The following is a 16,465-nucleotide window of genomic DNA, read 5'->3' as shown; positions in this document are numbered from 1 at the left end:
GGAATGCAAGGAGAATAGGCGTGGCACGTATCGCTGGCGTCAACATCCCGACTGCAAAGCGCGTCGTCATCGCGCTGACCTACATTCACGGGATCGGATCGAAATTCGCGCAGGAGATCATCGAGAAGGTCGGTATTCCGGCTGATCGCCGCGTTCATCAGCTGACGGACGCTGAGATCCTTCAGATCCGCGAAACCATCGACCGCGATTATCAGGTCGAAGGCGATCTTCGTCGCGAAACGGCGATGAACATCAAGCGTCTGATGGACCTCGGCTGCTACCGCGGCCTGCGTCACCGTCGTGGCCTTCCGGTCCGCGGTCAGCGCACGCACACCAATGCCCGCACCCGCAAGGGTCCGGCAAAGGCGATCGCTGGTAAGAAGAAGTAATTTCCGGGAAACCGGGATGGGGAGGCTGGCGGTCTGCGCCGGCCTCTTTTGAGTTTGGAGCGGGACCATATAGGCGCCGTTCCGGTGTAGCCGCTGGGATTACGGCGGTGAAGAGATCCAAGAAAGGAATAGCATGGCTAAGGAAGCCGTCCGCGTTCGCCGTCGCGAACGTAAGAACATCTCGTCGGGTGTCGCCCACGTCAACTCGACCTTCAACAACACGATGATCACCATCACCGACGCGCAGGGCAATGCGATTGCATGGTCGTCGGCTGGCGCCAAGGGCTTCAAGGGCTCGCGCAAGTCGACCCCGTTCGCTGCCCAGATCGCTGCCGAAGACTGCGCCAAGAAGGCTCAGGAACACGGCATGAAGTCGCTGGAAGTCGAAGTCTGCGGCCCGGGCTCCGGCCGTGAATCGGCTCTGCGCGCGCTCCAGGCTGCCGGTTTCATGATCACGTCCATCCGCGACGTGACCCCGATCCCGCACAATGGCTGCCGTCCGCGCAAGAAGCGCCGCGTCTGATCATCGCTATCGTCACCGGTGAGCGCTCTGGCGTTCCCGGTGGTTTTCAAGCTCGGTTGCCACGATTGGATGGTGGCAACGAACGGAAGGCAAAATTATGATTCAGAAGAACTGGCAGGAATTGATCAAGCCGAACAAGGTGGAGTTCACTTCGAGCTCGCGCACCAAGGCGACTCTCGTTGCAGAGCCGCTTGAGCGCGGTTTCGGCCTCACCCTCGGCAACGCGCTGCGCCGCGTTCTGCTCTCCTCTCTGCGCGGTGCCGCTGTTACGGCCGTGCAGATCGACGGCGTGCTGCATGAATTCTCCTCGATTCCGGGCGTCCGCGAAGACGTGACGGACATCGTGCTCAACATCAAGGAAATCGCCATCAAAATGGATGGCGACGATGCCAAGCGCATGGTCGTGCGCAAGCAGGGTCCGGGTGTTGTAACGGCTGGCGACATCCAGACGGTCGGCGATATCGAAATCCTCAACCCCGAGCATGTCATCTGCACGCTCGACGAGGGCGCCGAAATCCGCATGGAGTTCACCGTCAACAACGGCAAGGGCTATGTTCCGGCCGAGCGCAATCGTGCGGAAGATGCTCCGATCGGCCTCATCCCGGTCGACAGCCTCTATTCGCCGGTCAAGAAGGTGTCCTACAAGGTTGAAAACACCCGCGAAGGACAGGTTCTCGACTACGACAAGCTGACCATGACCATCGAAACCGATGGTTCTGTCTCCGGCGAAGATGCCGTCGCTTTCGCGGCTCGCATCCTGCAGGACCAGCTTGGCGTCTTCGTCAACTTCGACGAGCCGCAGAAGGAAGCCGAGGAAGAGGCAGTCACCGAACTGGCCTTCAACCCGGCGCTCCTCAAGAAGGTGGACGAACTCGAACTGTCCGTTCGTTCGGCAAACTGCCTGAAGAACGACAACATCGTCTACATCGGCGACCTTATTCAGAAGACCGAAGCAGAAATGCTCCGCACCCCGAACTTTGGTCGCAAGTCGCTGAACGAAATCAAGGAAGTTCTCGCTTCCATGGGCCTGCACCTCGGCATGGAAGTGCCGGCATGGCCGCCCGAGAACATCGAAGATCTCGCCAAGCGCTACGAAGACCAGTACTGAGCGGCGTGAGGAAAAGTGTGAAGCGGTTTTCCGCCCGCACGCCGATCGCAAGAACATAACAAAGGCAGGTTCTTTACGGCTGCCTTTCCCCGTCAAACAGCAGGCATATCGCCTGCATGTGCCAGGAAACGGCAGGCCCGGTAACGAAGTAAGGGCACTGCATTAAAGGAGAATAGCAATGCGCCACGCAAAGGCCGGCCGCAAGCTGAACAGAACCGCAAGCCATCGCAAGGCAATGTTTGCCAACATGGCTGCTTCGCTCATCACCCATGAGCAGATCGTAACGACCCTGCCGAAGGCGAAGGAAATTCGTCCGATCGTTGAGAAGCTCGTCACTCTCGGCAAGCGTGGCGACCTGCACGCTCGCCGTCAGGCGATTTCGCAGATCAAGGATGCCGCAGTCGTTTCGAAGCTTTTCGACACGATCGCCTCGCGCTACGCAACCCGCAACGGCGGCTACCTGCGTATCATGAAGGCCGGCTTCCGCCAGGGCGACAACGCTGCTCTCGCCGTCATCGAATTCGTTGACCGCGACACCTACGCCAAGGGCGCAGCCGACAAGGCCCGCGTCGCTGCCGAAGAGCAGTCTGTCGCCGCCTAAGATTTTCCGATTTCGGAAAACAGAAAAGCCGGGCTTAGCGCCCGGCTCAGACCACTGACAAACCCGTCGATTTTTTCGGCGGGTTTTGTTTTTGAAGGTTTGGTTGTTTCCGGTTTGGTTGTGAGGCAAACGAAGTTGGCGGCCTTTGGCCTTCGTGTCATGGCTGGTTTGGGTGCTTTGGTGAGCGCCATGGCGATCTTCTTGATGTTTTGGGCGGCGGCAAGCAGGCATTGGCAGGCGACGCGGGCGAGACTTCGGAAGCCGGCATAGCGGTGGCCGTGAAGCCGCTTGGCATAGCTGCTCCGTCTCTATCACACACGCTGGCTCGATGCGTTTCGATTGACGACGGCACGCGCGCTTCTGCTCGGCCGTGTCTTTTCGCTCTGGAATATTGTCGCCTATACGATCGGCATCGCTGCGGCCTTGCTGCTTGATCCCATGCACTGGAAATCACCGCCGTCCGGCAATAGCGGACAGCCTCACGATGCGGAGGAAGCGACGGCGCGGCCGCGTGTGCGCCCCTGGCCTTTCTTCCGGCTGCGCCCGATCGGCTTGTAGGACCGGTAGAGGATCAGCGCGATGATAAGCCCGACATAGATATATTGCTCGAGGTCGAGAATCTTCGTCGACAGGGCGAAGTGCAGGGCTGCCGAGGCGGCGATGATGTAGACGAGGCGGTGCAACCAGATCCAGTTCTTGCCAAGCCTGCGGATCGAGACGTTATTGGAGGTGAGGGCGAGCGGCACGAGCATGGCGAGTGCAGCCATGCCGAACATGATGAAGGGGCGTTTGACCACGTCATCGATGACCGCCGCTATGTCCAGCGCCTGATCGAGCACCATGTAGACGGTGAAATGCATCAGCGCGTAGTAGAAGGTCAGAAGACCGAGCGCGCGGCGATAGCGCAGATAGTTCCAGCCGAGGAGATCGCGGGCGGGCGTGACGGCAAGCGTCAGGATCAGGAAACGGATGGTCCAGATGCCGAGAAAGAGCTCGAATGTCTTCACCGGATCGGCGCCGAGCTGGTCCGTCGCGCCGAGATAGAAGTTCCAGGCGGCGGGCACGAGCCCGACGGCATAGAGCAGCCAGACGGATGCCGGCTGCCAGCGCTTCGGGATGGCGAGCGAAAACGCCGTCATCAGAAATTCACCCTCAGATCCATGCCGTCATAGAGGCTGGCAACCTCGTCGGCATAGCCGTTGAAGGGCAGGGTGGGATGGCGACTGGCGCCGAAGAAGCCGCTTTCGCCAATCCGTCGCTCGCTCGCCTGGCTCCAGCGCGGATGGTCGACAGCCGGATTGACGTTGGCATAGAAGCCGTATTCCTGCGGGTTCGTCACCTGCCAGGTGTTCTTCGGCTGCTGATCGGTCAGCGTGATGCGCACGATCGACTTGATGCCCTTGAACCCATATTTCCAGGGCACGACGAGCCGAACCGGGGCGCCGTTCTGGTTCGGCAGCGTTTCGCCATAGAGCCCGACGGCAAGCAGCGTCAGCGGATGGCGCGCCTCGTCCATGCGCAAGCCCTCGACATAGGGCCAGTCCAGCGACTGAAAGAAGCCGGCCTGGCCGGGCATCTCTTCGGGACGCACGACAGTCTCGAAGGCGACGTATTTGGCGCTTCCCTGCGGCTCCACCTTGTCGAGCAGCGAGGCCAGCGGAAAGCCGTTCCACGGAATGACCATCGACCAGGCTTCCACGCAGCGCATGCGGTAAACGCGCTCCTCGATCGGAAATTCCTTCATCAGCGCCTCGATATCGAAGGTGCCGGGCTTGTTGACCATGCCGTCGACCTTGATCGTCCAGGGCAAGGGTTTGAACTTGTCGGAAAGCGCGGCCGGATCGCCCTTGTCGAGGCCGAATTCGTAGAAGTTGTTGTAGGTGGTCACGTCCTTGAGCGGCGTCAGCTTCTCATCGACCGTGTACTTGCTCTTGACGGTGGTCAGCGCTGCCGCGCTCGCCTTGCCGGCGCCATAGAGCGCGATCGCGCCGAACGCCGCGGCGCCGAGAAATTCCCGGCGCTTCAGGTAGATCTCGCGCGGCGTGATTTCCGAAGAGCGGATCTTTGGCGGACGATAGGCTGGCATATCGAATTCCTCCTGGGCAAGGGCGGCCCGTGTGAATTTTCAAACGCAAATAGCGCGCTTTGGATCAGTGTGTATGCCCTGAATATTAGCGCGGAAAAGCCAATTTTTTGTGTTCGCCCGTGATGGAATAATCCGTAACAAAACGACGCTTGCGCTCGTATATGCCTGATGGTGCGGCCCGTACCGCTTTGGGCATTCCCGGTAGTGACAGGTTGGGGCGATTGGATTAGGACAATTCCAAAAAGCAGCGACTGCCCGGCCTTCGCAAATCCCTTGCCGCCCCGCATCGCCAGACAATTCCTGGATATTGAGGAAGATACCGATGCCAGCTTATCGTTCCAGAACCACGACCCACGGCCGCAACATGGCGGGCGCGCGCGGCCTTTGGCGCGCTACGGGCATGAAGGATTCGGATTTCGGCAAGCCGATCATCGCGGTGGTGAACTCCTTCACCCAGTTCGTCCCCGGCCACGTTCACCTCAAGGATCTCGGCCAGCTCGTCGCCCGCGAAATCGAAGCGGCCGGTGGTGTTGCCAAGGAGTTCAACACGATCGCCGTCGACGACGGCATCGCCATGGGCCATGACGGCATGCTCTATTCGCTGCCTTCGCGCGAGCTGATCGCCGACAGCGTCGAATACATGGTCAATGCCCACTGCGCCGACGCCATGGTCTGCATCTCCAACTGCGACAAGATCACTCCCGGCATGCTGATGGCCTCGCTTCGCCTCAACATCCCGACCATCTTCGTTTCCGGCGGCCCGATGGAAGCCGGCAAGGTCGTGCTGCACGGCAAGACCCATGCGCTCGATCTCGTCGACGCCATGGTGGCGGCCGCCGACGACAAGATCTCCGATGAGGACGTCAAGGTCATCGAGCGTTCGGCCTGTCCGACCTGCGGTTCGTGCTCCGGCATGTTTACCGCAAACTCCATGAACTGCCTGACGGAAGCACTCGGCCTGTCGCTGCCCGGCAACGGTTCGACGCTGGCAACGCATGCCGACCGCAAGCGCCTCTTCGTCGAGGCCGGCCACCTGATCGTCGATCTCGCCCGCCGCTATTACGAGCAGGAGGACGAGAAGGTCCTGCCGCGCACCATCGCCTCCAAGCAGGCCTTCGAGAACGCCATGGCGCTCGATATCGCCATGGGCGGCTCCACCAACACGGTTCTGCACATTCTGGCGGCCGCCCATGAGGGGGAGGTGGATTTCACCATGGCCGACATCGACGCGCTGTCGCGCCGCGTTCCCTGCCTTTCCAAGGTCGCGCCGGCCAAGTCCGACGTGCACATGGAAGATGTCCACCGCGCCGGCGGCATCATGTCGATCCTCGGCGAACTCGACAAGGGCGGCCTGCTCAATCGCGATTGCCCGACGGTCCATGCCGAAACGCTGGGTGATGCGATCGACCGCTGGGACATTACCCGCACCAACAGCGAGACGGTGCGCAAGTTCTACCGCGCCGCGCCGGGCGGCATCCCGACCCAGGTGGCATTCAGCCAGGAAGCGCGCTGGGACGAACTCGACACGGACCGCGTCGGCGGCGTCATCCGCTCGGTCGAGCATCCTTTCTCCAAGGATGGCGGCCTTGCCGTTCTCAAGGGCAATCTTGCGGTCGACGGCTGCATCGTGAAGACGGCCGGCGTCGATGAATCGATCCTGAAATTCTCCGGCCCGGCCAAGGTCTTCGAAAGCCAGGACGCGGCCGTCAAGGGCATTCTGGGCAACGAGGTCGTGGCCGGCGATGTCGTCGTCATCCGCTACGAAGGCCCGAAGGGCGGCCCCGGCATGCAGGAAATGCTCTATCCGACGAGCTACCTGAAGTCGAAGGGCCTCGGCAAGGCTTGCGCGCTGATCACCGACGGCCGCTTTTCCGGCGGCACGTCAGGTCTCTCGATCGGTCATGCATCGCCGGAAGCCGCCAATGGCGGCACGATCGGCCTCGTGCGCCCGGGCGACATGATCGACATCGACATCCCGAACCGCACGATCAGCCTGCGCGTCAGCGATGCCGAACTTGCCGCTCGTCGCGCCGAGCAGGACCAGAAAGGCTGGCATCCGGCCGAGCCGCGCAAGCGCAACGTCTCCACCGCGCTCAAGGCCTATGCGGCCTTCGCAACCAGCGCCGACCGCGGCGCCGTTCGCGACCTGAACGCGCGCTAAACTGTCCTGTTGAGGAATGCCTGGAGCCGCTGATGAGGAGTCAGCGGCTCTTTCGTTTTCACAGATGCCGCGTCTCCGCCGGCACGGTCCACCAGCTGTTGTTCCTGCCGTCGAAATATTGCACCGGCGCTTCGGCAAGCTCGGCGGGATCGAGATCGTCCAGGCAGGCGAGATTGATCGACACATAAGCGCCGCCGACGGCCTCGACGTAGCCGTCCCCATAGGCCGCCACCCCGCAATTGGCGCAGAACCTGTGATGGCCGGACAATGTGCCGAACTGGTAGTCGCTGATGCCGGTTTCCTCGCAGAGAAGGCGGAAGTCCTCGGGCTTGATATTGGCGCCCCAGTAGCGGCGCTTCCAGCAGATCGAGCAGTTGCACTTTCCCGTCCCTGCCTGCAGGTCTATATCGGCCTCGTAGCGGATCCGGCCGCAATGGCAGCTTCCGTGATAGGTCTTCTTCATGTGCTCCTCCTTGCGTGTTACTGCATCGTATGACAACATATTGTCATTATCGGTGAGTGACAATATGTTGTCAAGATGACGAAAAACCGTACCCCTGACGGCGACGCCTTTGCCGCCCTTTCCATCGCGGTCCTTCGCCTTTCCGCCCATTTGCAGGCCGAGGGCGATGCGCTTGCCAAACCCGCCGGGCAGACCAGCGCGCGCTGGCAGGTCCTTGCCGCTGCCGATCACGCGCCGATGTCGGTTGCCGACGCGGCGCGGGCGCTCGGTCTGGCGCGCCAGGGCGTGCAGCGCATCGCCGACCTCCTGGAGGGAGAGGGGCTGATTGCCTACCGCACCAACCCGGTCCATCAGCGCGCCAAGCTGATGGTGTTGACGGAGGCAGGGAAGAGGGCGCTTGCCGACATTTCCGCCCGCCAGGCCGTCTGGGCAGACGAACATGGTGCCATCTATGGTGAGGAAAGGCTGCGCCAGGCCGCCAGCCTCATCAACGAGGTGATTGCCGGTTTCGACGGCCGGGCAGATTGAACATTCTCAGAGCGGACGATTGATGTTCCTGTAGGTCCCGTCGAGCTGTTTCAGCCGCTCCTGGTAAGCGGCGCCAATGCAGGCGGCATCCGCGCCGCAGGCCTGCCGCTTCTTCAGCCAGGCGGTCTGCTCATCCTGCAGCGTGCCGCGCGCGCCCATGGCGAGCAGGCCGGACAGCAGCTCGAAGGTCGTCACCATCTTCACATCGGCATCGTTGAGCGACCGGTTCTCACAGATCGCCTTCTCATCCGGCTGCAAGGCCTTTGCATCGCAATCGAAGCTCGCCGCCTGTGCGCCGTGCGGTGCAAATGCGAAAAGCGCAGCACAGGCTGCGGCTGCTGGAATGGTGGTCTTCATGATCTCTCCCACTGCAAGAAAGCTCGGTTGCGGCCCCACGGCAAAGATGATGCAGGTCCGTTTTATGGCAAGGATCAAACCCGTCTTCCTGTCATCAAGACGACGTCCCCATGTGGTGACAGCTTCCTGCTTTTGAGCTTGGATATCAGCGACATGCCGGATTTTCCTGATTCGGATTCGCGAATCCGTGATGCCTCGATCTTCCATGCTTCCGCCCTCTTTCCTTTCTAGCGTCGGGCGCTACAACATTTTTCGTGAAAGCATTTCAAAAGGATTCCCATGCAAGGCCTGTTCAAACACGCCTCCGTTTCTCTTCTGGCATTGACGCTCCTGCTGCCGGCCGTTGCCGAAGCGCAGACCAGGACCGTGCCGGAAAGCCAGATGCAGATGCAGCTTTCCTTCGCGCCGCTGGTCAGGCAGACGGCGGGCGCCGTCGTCAATGTCTATGCCGAAAAGACCGTCCAGCGTCAGTCGCCCTTTGCCGGCGATCCCTTCTTCGAGCAGTTCTTCGGCCAGCAGATGCCGAATCGCACCGAAAAGCAGTCTTCGCTCGGCTCCGGCGTCATCGTCGAGGCGAACGGTACCGTCGTGACCAACAATCACGTCATCGAAGGCGCCGATGACATCAAGGTGGCGCTCTCCGACGGCCGCGAGTTCCCCTGCAAGGTCGTGCTGCGCGACGACCGCGTCGATCTTGCGGTGCTGAAGATCGACAGCAAGGCCGATTTTCCGACATTGCCGATCGGCAATTCCGATGCGGTGGAAGTGGGCGATCTCGTGCTGGCGATCGGCAATCCCTTCGGTGTCGGCCAGACGGTGACGAGCGGCATCGTGTCCGCACTGGCGCGCAACCAGGTCGTCAAGAACGAGTTCGGCTTCTTCATCCAGACGGATGCCTCGATCAATCCCGGCAATTCCGGCGGCGCGCTGATGAACATGAAGGGCGAGCTGATCGGCATCAACACGGCGATCTTCTCGCGCGGCGGCGGCTCGAACGGCATCGGTTTTGCCATTCCCGCCAATCTCGTCAAGGTCTTCCTCGCCTCGGCCGATTCCGGCGTCAAATCCTTCGAGCGGCCCTATATCGGGGCGAGCTTCGATCCGGTGACGTCAGAAGTTGCCGATGCGCTCGGCCTCGACAAGGCGCGCGGCGCGCTGATTGCCAAGGTCACGGCAGACAGTCCCGCAGCCAGGGCCGGCCTCAGGGCGGGCGAGGTCGTCACCGCTGTCGATGGCGTCCCGGTGGAACATCCGGATGCGCTTCTTTATCGGCTGACGACGGCCGGCCTCGGGAAATCGGCCAACCTGACGGTCGTGGAGAACGGGCGCGAGCAGCAGGTGACGCTTGCCCTTGCCCGCGCGCCGGAAACCCGGCCGCGCGATCAGCGCACGATCGGCGGACGCACGCCCTTTACCGGTGCGGTCGTGGAAAACCTTTCGCCGCGTGTGGCCGACGAGCTGAGGATGCCGCTCGATTCGACCGGTGTGGTGATCTCCGACGTCCAAGGCGGGTCTCCCGCTTCCCGTCTCGGCTTCGAGCCGAAGGATATCATCGTGTCCATCAACGGGGCGGAAGTGAAAACCAGCCGCGACCTGCAGGAGATCGCCGATTCCGATCCGGGCCTCTGGCGCGTCGAGATCGAGCGCGATGGCCAGCGCATCAGGCAGTTCTTCCGATGAGTGACGATCTCTTCGCGCCGCGTGTTCCGGAAGAAGTCGCCAGCCGGCGGCCGCTTGCCGATCGCCTGCGGCCGAAGACGCTCGGCGAAGTCACCGGTCAGGAACATCTGACCGGCGAGGATGGCGTTCTGCGCCGGATGATCGCGAGCGGTTCGCTTGGCTCCATGATTTTCTGGGGTCCGCCCGGAACCGGAAAGACCACGGTCGCCCGCCTGTTGTCGGGCGAGGCGGGCCTGGCGTTCGAGCAGATCTCGGCGATCTTCTCCGGTGTCGCCGATCTGAAGAAGGTCTTCGAGGCTGCCCGCATGCGCCGCATGGACGGCCGCCAGACGCTGCTCTTCGTCGATGAGATCCATCGCTTCAACCGCGCCCAGCAGGATAGTTTCCTGCCGGTCATGGAGGACGGCACCGTTATCCTCGTCGGCGCCACCACGGAAAACCCGTCCTTCGAGCTCAATGCCGCTCTCTTGTCGCGTGCGCGTGTGCTGACCTTCAAGTCGCACGACGAAGAAAGCCTCGAGGAATTGCTGAAACGAGCCGAAACGGTCGAGGCAAGGCCGCTGCCGCTCACCGAAGACGCGCGCGCCAGCCTGATCCGCATGGCCGATGGCGACGGCCGCGCGGTGCTGACGCTGGCCGAGGAAGTCTGGCGCGCAGCCCGCGAGGGCGAAACTTTCGACACGGAAGGCCTGACGCGCATCGTCCAGCGCCGCGCCCCCGTCTACGACAAGGCGCAGGACGGTCACTACAATCTGATCTCCGCACTTCACAAGTCGGTCCGCGGCTCCGACCCCGATGCCGCACTCTACTATCTCGCCCGCATGTTCGATGCCGGCGAGGACCCGCTCTATCTCGGCCGGCGGCTGGTGCGCATGGCGGTCGAGGATATCGGGCTTGCCGATCCGCAGGCGCTGGTCATCTGCAACGCCGCAAAGGACGCCTATGATTACCTGGGCTCACCCGAGGGCGAACTCGCGCTTGCGGAGGCCTGCGTCTATCTCGCGACCGCTCCGAAATCGAATGCCGTCTACAACGCCTTCAAGGCGGCGACGATCGCCGCCAAGCAGAACGGTTCGCTCCTGCCGCCGAAACATATTCTCAACGCGCCGACCAAGCTGATGAAGGGCGAGGGATATGGCGAAGGCTACCGTTACGACCATGACGAGCCGGATGCCTTCTCCGGCCAGGATTATTTCCCGGAAAAGATGGGCCGTCAGACCTTCTACGATCCGCCCGAACGCGGTTTCGAGCGCGAGATCCGCAAGCGGCTGGACTGGTGGGCGAAGCTTCGCAAGGAGCGCAATCCCCGCTGAAACCGGGCCGCGCTGAGATCAGGCGCGCTTCTGCGCGGCCGGGGCGGCGATCAGCTTGACGGAGGAATCCGCCAGTCCGTGATGGCCTTCCATATCGACGACGATATGCCAGTGCCCGCTTTCGGGAATGGCGAGCCTGACCGGCGACTTGCGCGCGACACCGCCGATATATTTGAAGTCGAGCACTTCGGTGAACCGCTGAAAATTCGGTGCCGTCATCAGCCGCACATTGTTCACGGCGCTCAGCGACACCTCGATGATCGTTCCGGCGCGCTGTTCCTTGAGATCATAATGGGTGAAGCGGAAGTTCGGTTTCGGCATAGGTCTCGCGGCATATGAAGTCTCTGTATGCGGGACTTTATCAGGACGCGAGTTAAGGAAAAGTTGGAAATCGGCGCAGCGATGCCGTTCCTGCTGTGCCAAAATGGCAGGAACGGCACAGTATTTAGTGGATATTGCCGGAACTGCGCGCAAGAGGTGCAAAATCGAGCGTCGTACCGGCGCCGGCGCGGCAGATTTCATCCGGATTGTGGTTGCACTCTTCCGCCGCGAAATGAAGGGCGGCTGCCTCGTTGACGAAGAGCCCGCCGACGCGCCCCTCGCGATCCTGGACGATCCAGCGGCCGCCCTTGTCGCGGCCGACGGTGAAGCGGGCGGGGCGCGCGGTGCGGTGGGCCGAAATCTGTCGGCGTTGCTGTGCATTTGCCATTGTCGTGATCCTATCCGGCGCTTACTGCGAAATCAGGTGGAAGCTCATCTGCACGAGCCCGGCAAAGGCCATCACGGCGCCGAGCCGCGGTGCGACGGCAACCATGCCGGCAAGCAGCGGATAGGAGGGATCGGCCGCAGCCGCGTCGGCGATTTCGCCACGTTGCAGCGGGTCGGTCTTGGCATTCGTATCGGTCAGGCGTGACATCGTTTGTCCTTTCGAAGTCTAACTCAACCGCCGTTTGGTGGTCCCGGCGGTGTCACGCTCATCAAGATAGATGCCGGCGGATAGGGTTTCCATTTGCCGCCGGAACCGAAAACATTAAAATCTCATAGGGATAGCGCCATGCGCGCGGCGCTGTCGCCAATGAAGGGGGCAAGCGCCTCGGCAATCGCGCAGCGGCTTTCGGCCTCGGCCGGTACAAGCGGCAAGCGAAGATCGGGCTCAATGCGGCGCAGCGCCTGCAGCCCAAATTTCAGCCGGGCAGGATCCCCCTCCGAGCCCAGCGCCAGCAGTAGCGGGTACAGCCTGTCGCTGAGCGCAAGCGCCGCCGAGATATGGCGGCCATAGGCCGCCTGCTGCAGCGAGGTGACGAGACGCGGAAGGAGATTGGCCGCCGCCGACACAATGCCGTCGCCGCCTGCGAGATGGAAGGAAAGCGCAGTGGCGTCGTGACCGGACAGGAAGCGAAAGCGTTGCCGCAGGGCCGGTGGCAGGTCGGTGAAGCGGGCGATGTCGCCGCTCGAATCGACGATCGCGACGACTGTCTCGAGATCGGCCAGCCGTTCCAGCGTCTCCACCGTCAGGTCGCTTGCCGTGCGGGCCGGTGCGTTTTCGATGAGGATGGGCAGGTTGCTGGCTGCCGCGACCTGTCGGAAATGGTCGAGAATGCCCTTCTGCCCCGGCTTGGAATAATAAGGCACAGTCACCAGCACGGCGCGGGCGCCGCATTCTTCCGCGTCCCGTATCAGGCCAATCGTGCTTTCGGTGCAATTGGTTCCGGCCGCGGCGATCACCGCAATACGGTCCGCCGCGGTCCGGATGCAGATGTCGAGCGCCATGCGGCGTTCCTGCGGCGAGAGGCTCGGCCCTTCGCCCGCCGCCGTGCAGATGGCAAGTCCATCGACACCGCTCAGCACCTGCCATTCAACAAGGTCTTCCAAAGCCGCGCCGTCGATTTCGCCCTTGCGGAACGGCGTCACGAGCGCGGTGATCGCGCCGCCGGCGCGCATGTATCCTTCGCTGTTCATGATGGGGCGTCAGAACGAGCCGAGGATCACGTAGAGTTCGACGCAGGCAAGCACGATGCCGAAAATCATCAACGCCTGGGCCGTGCGCTTCTCGCGCATCTGCCGCTTGCCCCGCGTGATGCGGTGCGGGCGAAGCGGCAGATAGTGGGGGGACATGACATCTCGCATGGCAGTGACCTTTGCTGTTGCGGCAAAGGCTACTGCTGTCGCCGATAGGAATTCCATTCGGGGTGGCGGGCGAAGATATAGGAATTGCATAAAGGGGCTGGTGTCAGCCGCCGCGCTGGTTTTCCCTGTCGAGCTGCGTCACCAGTGCCAGCACGACTTCCGAGACGGGCGTCGGCACATTCGCGGTGCGGCCGAGGGCCACGACCATGCCCACAAGCGGCACGATTTCCAGCGCCTTGCCGGCAAGCAGGTCCTGCAGCATCGATGTGCGCACCGGGCCGATATGACGTGACTGTTCCAGCCTTTCCTCGATGGTGATGTTGAATTTTGCGCCGAGCGCAGTGCCGACCGCGCGCACTTCCTTCATGATCTTGCCGACCATGTCGAAGAGCGCCGGATCGGCCATGATGTCCGTCATCAGGGCGCGCGTCAGGGCGCTGATCGGGTTGAAGGCCGCGTTGCCCGTCAGCTTGCTCCAGATCTCGTCGCGAATGCGTGGCGTGGTCGAGACATTGAGACCCGCCTCGGCAAAGAGGCCGGCAATGGTTTCGAGATCGGCCGACATTTCGCCCGAGGGTTCGCCGAGCACGAAACGACCGTTGTTGGAGAGGCGGATTTCGCCGGGATTGACGACTTCGGCCCCCTGCAGCGCCACGCAGCCGATGACCCGCTGCGGACCGATCAGCCGCCACAGCTTGCCGCCGGGATCGAGTTCGTCGAACTGCAGTTCCGCATGGCCGCTTTGGCCGTCGCGATGGAAATACCACCAGGGAATGCCGTTCAGCACCATGACGACGCGCGTATCGTCCTTCAGGAGGGCGGCCATGCCTTCGGCAGCCGGGGCGATCTGGTGGCCCTTCAGGCCGGTAATGATGAGGTCCTGCGGCGGCAGCGTGGTCGGATCGTCCGTTGCCGTGATCCGCACATTGATCGGTCCGTCGGCTCCCGCTTCATGCAGGCGAAGGCCGTTCTTGCGGATCGCTTCCAGATGCGCGCCACGGGCGACGACAGAGATGGTCGCGCTGTCGCCGAGACGGCTCGCGAGTTTGACCGCAATCGCGCCTCCAAGGGCGCCGGCCCCGTAAATACAAATGGATGTGCTCGCCATGCCTGCCTCTTCCTCTTCGTGATGACGCGCTAGACATAGGCCATTGCTGCGGCGCGGCGAATGAAAAACTTGCCGCCTGGACGCGCTTCACGCCGAAATGAAAACAAGCGCACCGATGGCGCGCTTGTTGTGTCTGGGGAAGGTCGGTCTTTTTCAGGCCGCCTGCCCGAAGTCGGTGGAGACGGCGAGCGCGCGCCACTGGGCCAATTCCTTTTCCACCCTGGCATGTTCTTCCTCGATCTTGGTGACCGTATCCGTGCCGAAGGGCATGCGCAGCGGCGGGTTGGCGGCGTTGACCATCTCGATGATGCCGGCCGTCAGCCTGGCCGGGTCGCCCGGCTGGGCATGGTTGGCGCCGGCTGCGAAATCGCGCATGTTGCCGGCCGGCGTGCCGACATAGTCGGGGATGGAAGCCGGGCTGACCGCCAGCGAATTGTCGTGCAGGAAGTCCGTGCGGAAGAAGCCGGGCTCGACGATCGTGACCTTGATGCCGAAGGGCTCGACTTCGGTTGCGAGGGATTCCGACAGGCCTTCGACGGCGAACTTGGTGGAGCCGTAGACACCCCAGCCTGGGAAGCCGGCATAACCGCCGATCGAGGAGAAGTTCAGGATGTGGCCCGAACGCTGGCGGCGCATATAAGGCAGGACCGCGCGTGTCACTTTCAAGAGGCCGAAGACGTTGGTGGCGTAGATCTTCTCGATCTCTTCGGCCGTTGCCTCTTCCACAGCACCGAGCAGGCCGTAGCCGGCATTGTTGGCGAGAATGTCGATGCGGCCGAAGCGGGCGATGGCGGCAGCGGCAGCCTCCTTGGCCTGCTCTTCATTGGTGACGTCGAGGGCGACGGCAAGCAGGTTCGGATGATCGCCGAACTGTTCGGTGACGGTCTTCGGGTTGCGGGCAGTGGCAACGACGGTGTCGCCGGCAGCAAGAGCGTCCTTGGTCATCAGCGCGCCGAAGCCGCGCGATGCACCCGTAATGAACCAGACTTTCATGGCAATGTCCTTTCCTCGGATTGTTTGTTTCAGCAGTGCGTTGCTGACGGAGAGGAATTTGACGCAAATCCGGCTCATGTATAAGATTTGTTATTTGAGAGACTATGATGAGCGAAATTCAGCAATGAGAGCAACCGAGCTTTCCGAGATGGCGGCTTTCGCCGCTGTCGCCAGGCACAAGAGCTTCCGCAAGGCGGGAGAGGAGAGGGGTGTCACCGCCTCCGCCATCAGCCACGCCGTCCTCAATCTCGAGGACCGCATCGGCATCCGCCTCTTGAACCGCACGACCCGCAGCGTTTCGCTGACGGAGGCCGGCGAGCTGCTGCGCTCGCATCTCGATCCGGCCTTCGGCGAGATCAGCTCCGCTCTTGATGCGCTGAACCGCTTCCGCGATACGCCCTTCGGCCGGGTTCGCATCAATGTCGGCAATTCCATAGCGCCCTTCGTCGTCGGCCAGATCATCGGGCCGTTGCTGATGAAGAACCCCAATCTGCAGCTTGAGATCGCGGCGACGGACCGGCTGGTGGATATCGTCGAGGAAGGCTTCGATGCCGGCATCCGCTTTGGCGAACGTGTCACCGAGGGCATGATCGCCGTGCGCATCAAGCAGCGCTTGCGCCTTGTCGTCGTGGGCTCTCCCGCCTATTTCGAAACCCGGCCGAAGCCGGTCACGCCGCATGATCTGAAGCGCCATATCTGCATCCAGAACATGTTCCCCTCGGGTGCGCGTTACCCCTGGGATTTTGCGAGGGACGGTCAGGCCATCACCTTCCATCCGACCGGCCCGCTCTCGCTCGACGACCACGAACTGATGACGGCAGCCGCCTTGAGCGGAGTGGCGCTGGCCTATGTCTGGGAGGGCAGGGCGGCGCCGCTGATTGCGAGCGGCCAGCTCGTCCAGGTGCTGGACGACTGGTGCCAGCCGGAGGAGCCGCTTTATCTCTACTATCCCAGCCGGCGGCATATTTCGGCGGGCTTCCGGACGGTGATCGACGCAATCCGCGGCGACTAACAATTCACGGACCTCA

20 protein-coding genes and 2 pseudogenes are annotated in these 16,465 nt (G+C 62.3%); 10 read left to right on the top strand and 12 right to left on the bottom strand.

Annotation, left to right across the window (positions count from 1 at the left end):
- Positions 1-20: 20 nt before the first annotated feature.
- The 4 genes from rpsM to rplQ all read left to right on the top strand — a co-directional run bounded on the left by rpsM (position 21) and on the right by rplQ (position 2,621).
- Positions 21-389, top strand: coding sequence for a 30S ribosomal protein S13 (rpsM, locus tag ACFPWW_RS03245; protein WP_184399319.1), 369 nt, complete (start codon positions 21-23; stop codon positions 387-389).
- 133 nt (positions 390-522) lie between these two features.
- Positions 523-912 (top strand): 30S ribosomal protein S11, encoded by a 390-nt coding sequence (gene rpsK, locus ACFPWW_RS03240; RefSeq protein WP_003547577.1) that lies wholly within the window; start codon positions 523-525, stop codon positions 910-912.
- A 97-nt stretch (positions 913-1,009) separates the two neighbouring features.
- Entirely contained in the window at positions 1,010-2,020 is a 1,011-nt protein-coding gene (locus ACFPWW_RS03235; protein WP_112572285.1) for a DNA-directed RNA polymerase subunit alpha, read from the top strand.
- A 178-nt stretch (positions 2,021-2,198) separates the two neighbouring features.
- Positions 2,199-2,621, top strand: coding sequence for a 50S ribosomal protein L17 (gene rplQ / locus ACFPWW_RS03230; protein WP_112572283.1), 423 nt, complete (start codon positions 2,199-2,201; stop codon positions 2,619-2,621).
- On the opposite strand, the pseudogene ACFPWW_RS03225 reads toward rplQ, so the two are convergent.
- Positions 2,618-2,914 (bottom strand): annotated as a pseudogene (locus tag ACFPWW_RS03225) (hypothetical protein); the annotation flags it as partial. The gene rplQ and the pseudogene ACFPWW_RS03225 sit on opposite strands and share 4 nt — an antisense overlap.
- Before the next feature lie 4 nt (positions 2,915-2,918).
- Here ACFPWW_RS03225 and ACFPWW_RS03220 point away from each other — a divergent pair.
- A pseudogene (locus tag ACFPWW_RS03220) lies at positions 2,919-3,059 on the top strand (DUF2809 domain-containing protein); the annotation flags it as partial.
- A 41-nt stretch (positions 3,060-3,100) separates the two neighbouring features.
- Here ACFPWW_RS03220 and msrQ read toward each other — a convergent pair.
- Both msrQ and msrP read right to left on the bottom strand, forming a co-directional pair.
- Positions 3,101-3,760 carry a protein-methionine-sulfoxide reductase heme-binding subunit MsrQ gene (gene msrQ, locus ACFPWW_RS03215; RefSeq protein WP_112704955.1) on the bottom strand — a complete coding sequence of 220 codons (660 nt, stop codon included), beginning with the start codon at positions 3,758-3,760 and terminating at the stop codon, positions 3,101-3,103.
- Positions 3,760-4,707 (bottom strand): protein-methionine-sulfoxide reductase catalytic subunit MsrP, encoded by a 948-nt coding sequence (gene msrP, locus ACFPWW_RS03210; RefSeq protein WP_112572279.1) that lies wholly within the window; start codon positions 4,705-4,707, stop codon positions 3,760-3,762. Before msrP ends, msrQ begins: the two co-directional genes overlap by 1 nt.
- 322 nt (positions 4,708-5,029) lie before the next feature.
- Here msrP and ilvD point away from each other — a divergent pair, with 322 nt between their 5' ends.
- Positions 5,030-6,868, top strand: coding sequence for a dihydroxy-acid dehydratase (gene ilvD / locus ACFPWW_RS03205; RefSeq protein ID WP_112758023.1), 1,839 nt, complete (start codon positions 5,030-5,032; stop codon positions 6,866-6,868).
- Positions 6,869-6,926: 58 nt separating this feature from the next.
- On the opposite strand, the gene ACFPWW_RS03200 is transcribed toward ilvD, so the two are convergent.
- Positions 6,927-7,331: a GFA family protein gene (locus ACFPWW_RS03200; RefSeq protein WP_113499652.1), complete on the bottom strand. Its 405-nt coding sequence runs from the start codon at positions 7,329-7,331 to the stop codon at positions 6,927-6,929.
- A 75-nt stretch (positions 7,332-7,406) separates the two neighbouring features.
- Between ACFPWW_RS03200 and ACFPWW_RS03195 the strand changes: the two genes are divergently transcribed.
- A complete protein-coding gene (locus tag ACFPWW_RS03195; RefSeq protein ID WP_377310344.1) occupies positions 7,407-7,859 on the top strand; it encodes a MarR family winged helix-turn-helix transcriptional regulator in 453 nt (150 codons plus the stop codon).
- A gap of 6 nt (positions 7,860-7,865) precedes the next feature.
- On the opposite strand, the gene ACFPWW_RS03190 is transcribed toward ACFPWW_RS03195, so the two are convergent.
- A complete protein-coding gene (locus tag ACFPWW_RS03190) occupies positions 7,866-8,216 on the bottom strand; it encodes a lysozyme inhibitor LprI family protein (protein WP_377310342.1) in 351 nt (116 codons plus the stop codon).
- A gap of 279 nt (positions 8,217-8,495) precedes the next feature.
- On the opposite strand from ACFPWW_RS03190, the gene ACFPWW_RS03185 reads away from it, so the two are divergent.
- On the top strand, positions 8,496-9,896 hold the full coding sequence (locus tag ACFPWW_RS03185; RefSeq protein WP_112572272.1) for a DegQ family serine endoprotease: 1,401 nt from the start codon (positions 8,496-8,498) through the stop codon (positions 9,894-9,896).
- Positions 9,893-11,209, top strand: a complete 1,317-nt coding sequence (locus ACFPWW_RS03180) for a replication-associated recombination protein A (protein ID WP_112572271.1) — start codon at positions 9,893-9,895, stop codon at positions 11,207-11,209. The genes ACFPWW_RS03185 and ACFPWW_RS03180 overlap by 4 nt, the downstream gene beginning before the upstream one ends.
- A gap of 18 nt (positions 11,210-11,227) precedes the next feature.
- Here ACFPWW_RS03180 and ACFPWW_RS03175 read toward each other — a convergent pair whose 3' ends face one another.
- From ACFPWW_RS03175 to ACFPWW_RS03145, 7 genes are all read right to left on the bottom strand, one after another.
- Complete coding sequence (locus ACFPWW_RS03175) at positions 11,228-11,530, bottom strand: DUF1883 domain-containing protein (protein ID WP_112572269.1); 303 nt, start codon at positions 11,528-11,530, stop codon at positions 11,228-11,230.
- A 124-nt stretch (positions 11,531-11,654) separates the two neighbouring features.
- A complete protein-coding gene (locus tag ACFPWW_RS03170; RefSeq protein WP_377310340.1) occupies positions 11,655-11,918 on the bottom strand; it encodes a hypothetical protein in 264 nt (87 codons plus the stop codon).
- 21 nt (positions 11,919-11,939) lie between these two features.
- On the bottom strand, positions 11,940-12,125 hold the full coding sequence (locus ACFPWW_RS03165) for a hypothetical protein (protein ID WP_377310339.1): 186 nt from the start codon (positions 12,123-12,125) through the stop codon (positions 11,940-11,942).
- 122 nt (positions 12,126-12,247) lie between these two features.
- Positions 12,248-13,168: a 4-hydroxy-tetrahydrodipicolinate synthase gene (gene dapA, locus ACFPWW_RS03160; RefSeq protein ID WP_377310337.1), complete on the bottom strand. Its 921-nt coding sequence runs from the start codon at positions 13,166-13,168 to the stop codon at positions 12,248-12,250.
- Between the two features lie 9 nt (positions 13,169-13,177).
- The gene (locus tag ACFPWW_RS03155) at positions 13,178-13,324 is read right to left on the bottom strand and encodes a hypothetical protein (protein ID WP_377310335.1); all 147 of its coding nucleotides are present in this window, start codon (positions 13,322-13,324) and stop codon (positions 13,178-13,180) included.
- Between the two features lie 115 nt (positions 13,325-13,439).
- A complete protein-coding gene (locus ACFPWW_RS03150; RefSeq protein WP_377310334.1) occupies positions 13,440-14,444 on the bottom strand; it encodes a ketopantoate reductase family protein in 1,005 nt (334 codons plus the stop codon).
- Positions 14,445-14,597: 153 nt separating this feature from the next.
- Positions 14,598-15,437 carry an oxidoreductase gene (locus ACFPWW_RS03145; RefSeq protein ID WP_377310332.1) on the bottom strand — a complete coding sequence of 280 codons (840 nt, stop codon included), beginning with the start codon at positions 15,435-15,437 and terminating at the stop codon, positions 14,598-14,600.
- 124 nt (positions 15,438-15,561) lie between these two features.
- On the opposite strand from ACFPWW_RS03145, the gene ACFPWW_RS03140 reads away from it, so the two are divergent.
- Positions 15,562-16,449 (top strand): LysR family transcriptional regulator, encoded by an 888-nt coding sequence (locus ACFPWW_RS03140; RefSeq protein ID WP_377310330.1) that lies wholly within the window; start codon positions 15,562-15,564, stop codon positions 16,447-16,449.
- Positions 16,450-16,465 lie beyond the last annotated feature (16 nt).

The organism is Rhizobium sp. GCM10022189, assembly GCF_042656325.1.
Lineage (GTDB): Bacteria > Pseudomonadota > Alphaproteobacteria > Rhizobiales > Rhizobiaceae > Rhizobium.
This window is presented reverse-complemented; position numbering and strand designations above follow the sequence as displayed.

What these genes read in the sequence shown, in the direction of transcription:
- ACFPWW_RS03175 (WP_112572269.1), bottom strand. Translation starts at nt 11,530, where the DNA reads ATGCCGAAACCGAACTTCCGCTTCACCCATTATGATCTCAAGGAACAG.
- ACFPWW_RS03155 (WP_377310335.1), bottom strand. Translation starts at nt 13,324, where the DNA reads ATGTCCCCCCACTATCTGCCGCTTCGCCCGCACCGCATCACGCGGGGC.
- ACFPWW_RS03180 (WP_112572271.1), top strand. Translation starts at nt 9,893, where the DNA reads ATGAGTGACGATCTCTTCGCGCCGCGTGTTCCGGAAGAAGTCGCCAGC.
- ACFPWW_RS03150 (WP_377310334.1), bottom strand. Translation starts at nt 14,444, where the DNA reads ATGGCGAGCACATCCATTTGTATTTACGGGGCCGGCGCCCTTGGAGGC.
- ACFPWW_RS03185 (WP_112572272.1), top strand. Translation starts at nt 8,496, where the DNA reads ATGCAAGGCCTGTTCAAACACGCCTCCGTTTCTCTTCTGGCATTGACG.
- ACFPWW_RS03145 (WP_377310332.1), bottom strand. Translation starts at nt 15,437, where the DNA reads ATGAAAGTCTGGTTCATTACGGGTGCATCGCGCGGCTTCGGCGCGCTG.
- msrQ (WP_112704955.1), bottom strand. Translation starts at nt 3,760, where the DNA reads ATGACGGCGTTTTCGCTCGCCATCCCGAAGCGCTGGCAGCCGGCATCC.
- rpsK (WP_003547577.1), top strand. Translation starts at nt 523, where the DNA reads ATGGCTAAGGAAGCCGTCCGCGTTCGCCGTCGCGAACGTAAGAACATC.
- rplQ (WP_112572283.1), top strand. Translation starts at nt 2,199, where the DNA reads ATGCGCCACGCAAAGGCCGGCCGCAAGCTGAACAGAACCGCAAGCCAT.
- ACFPWW_RS03235 (WP_112572285.1), top strand. Translation starts at nt 1,010, where the DNA reads ATGATTCAGAAGAACTGGCAGGAATTGATCAAGCCGAACAAGGTGGAG.
- dapA (WP_377310337.1), bottom strand. Translation starts at nt 13,168, where the DNA reads ATGAACAGCGAAGGATACATGCGCGCCGGCGGCGCGATCACCGCGCTC.
- ACFPWW_RS03190 (WP_377310342.1), bottom strand. Translation starts at nt 8,216, where the DNA reads ATGAAGACCACCATTCCAGCAGCCGCAGCCTGTGCTGCGCTTTTCGCA.
- ACFPWW_RS03165 (WP_377310339.1), bottom strand. Translation starts at nt 12,125, where the DNA reads ATGTCACGCCTGACCGATACGAATGCCAAGACCGACCCGCTGCAACGT.
- msrP (WP_112572279.1), bottom strand. Translation starts at nt 4,707, where the DNA reads ATGCCAGCCTATCGTCCGCCAAAGATCCGCTCTTCGGAAATCACGCCG.
- ACFPWW_RS03195 (WP_377310344.1), top strand. Translation starts at nt 7,407, where the DNA reads ATGACGAAAAACCGTACCCCTGACGGCGACGCCTTTGCCGCCCTTTCC.
- ACFPWW_RS03140 (WP_377310330.1), top strand. Translation starts at nt 15,562, where the DNA reads ATGAGAGCAACCGAGCTTTCCGAGATGGCGGCTTTCGCCGCTGTCGCC.
- ilvD (WP_112758023.1), top strand. Translation starts at nt 5,030, where the DNA reads ATGCCAGCTTATCGTTCCAGAACCACGACCCACGGCCGCAACATGGCG.
- ACFPWW_RS03170 (WP_377310340.1), bottom strand. Translation starts at nt 11,918, where the DNA reads ATGGCAAATGCACAGCAACGCCGACAGATTTCGGCCCACCGCACCGCG.
- ACFPWW_RS03200 (WP_113499652.1), bottom strand. Translation starts at nt 7,331, where the DNA reads ATGAAGAAGACCTATCACGGAAGCTGCCATTGCGGCCGGATCCGCTAC.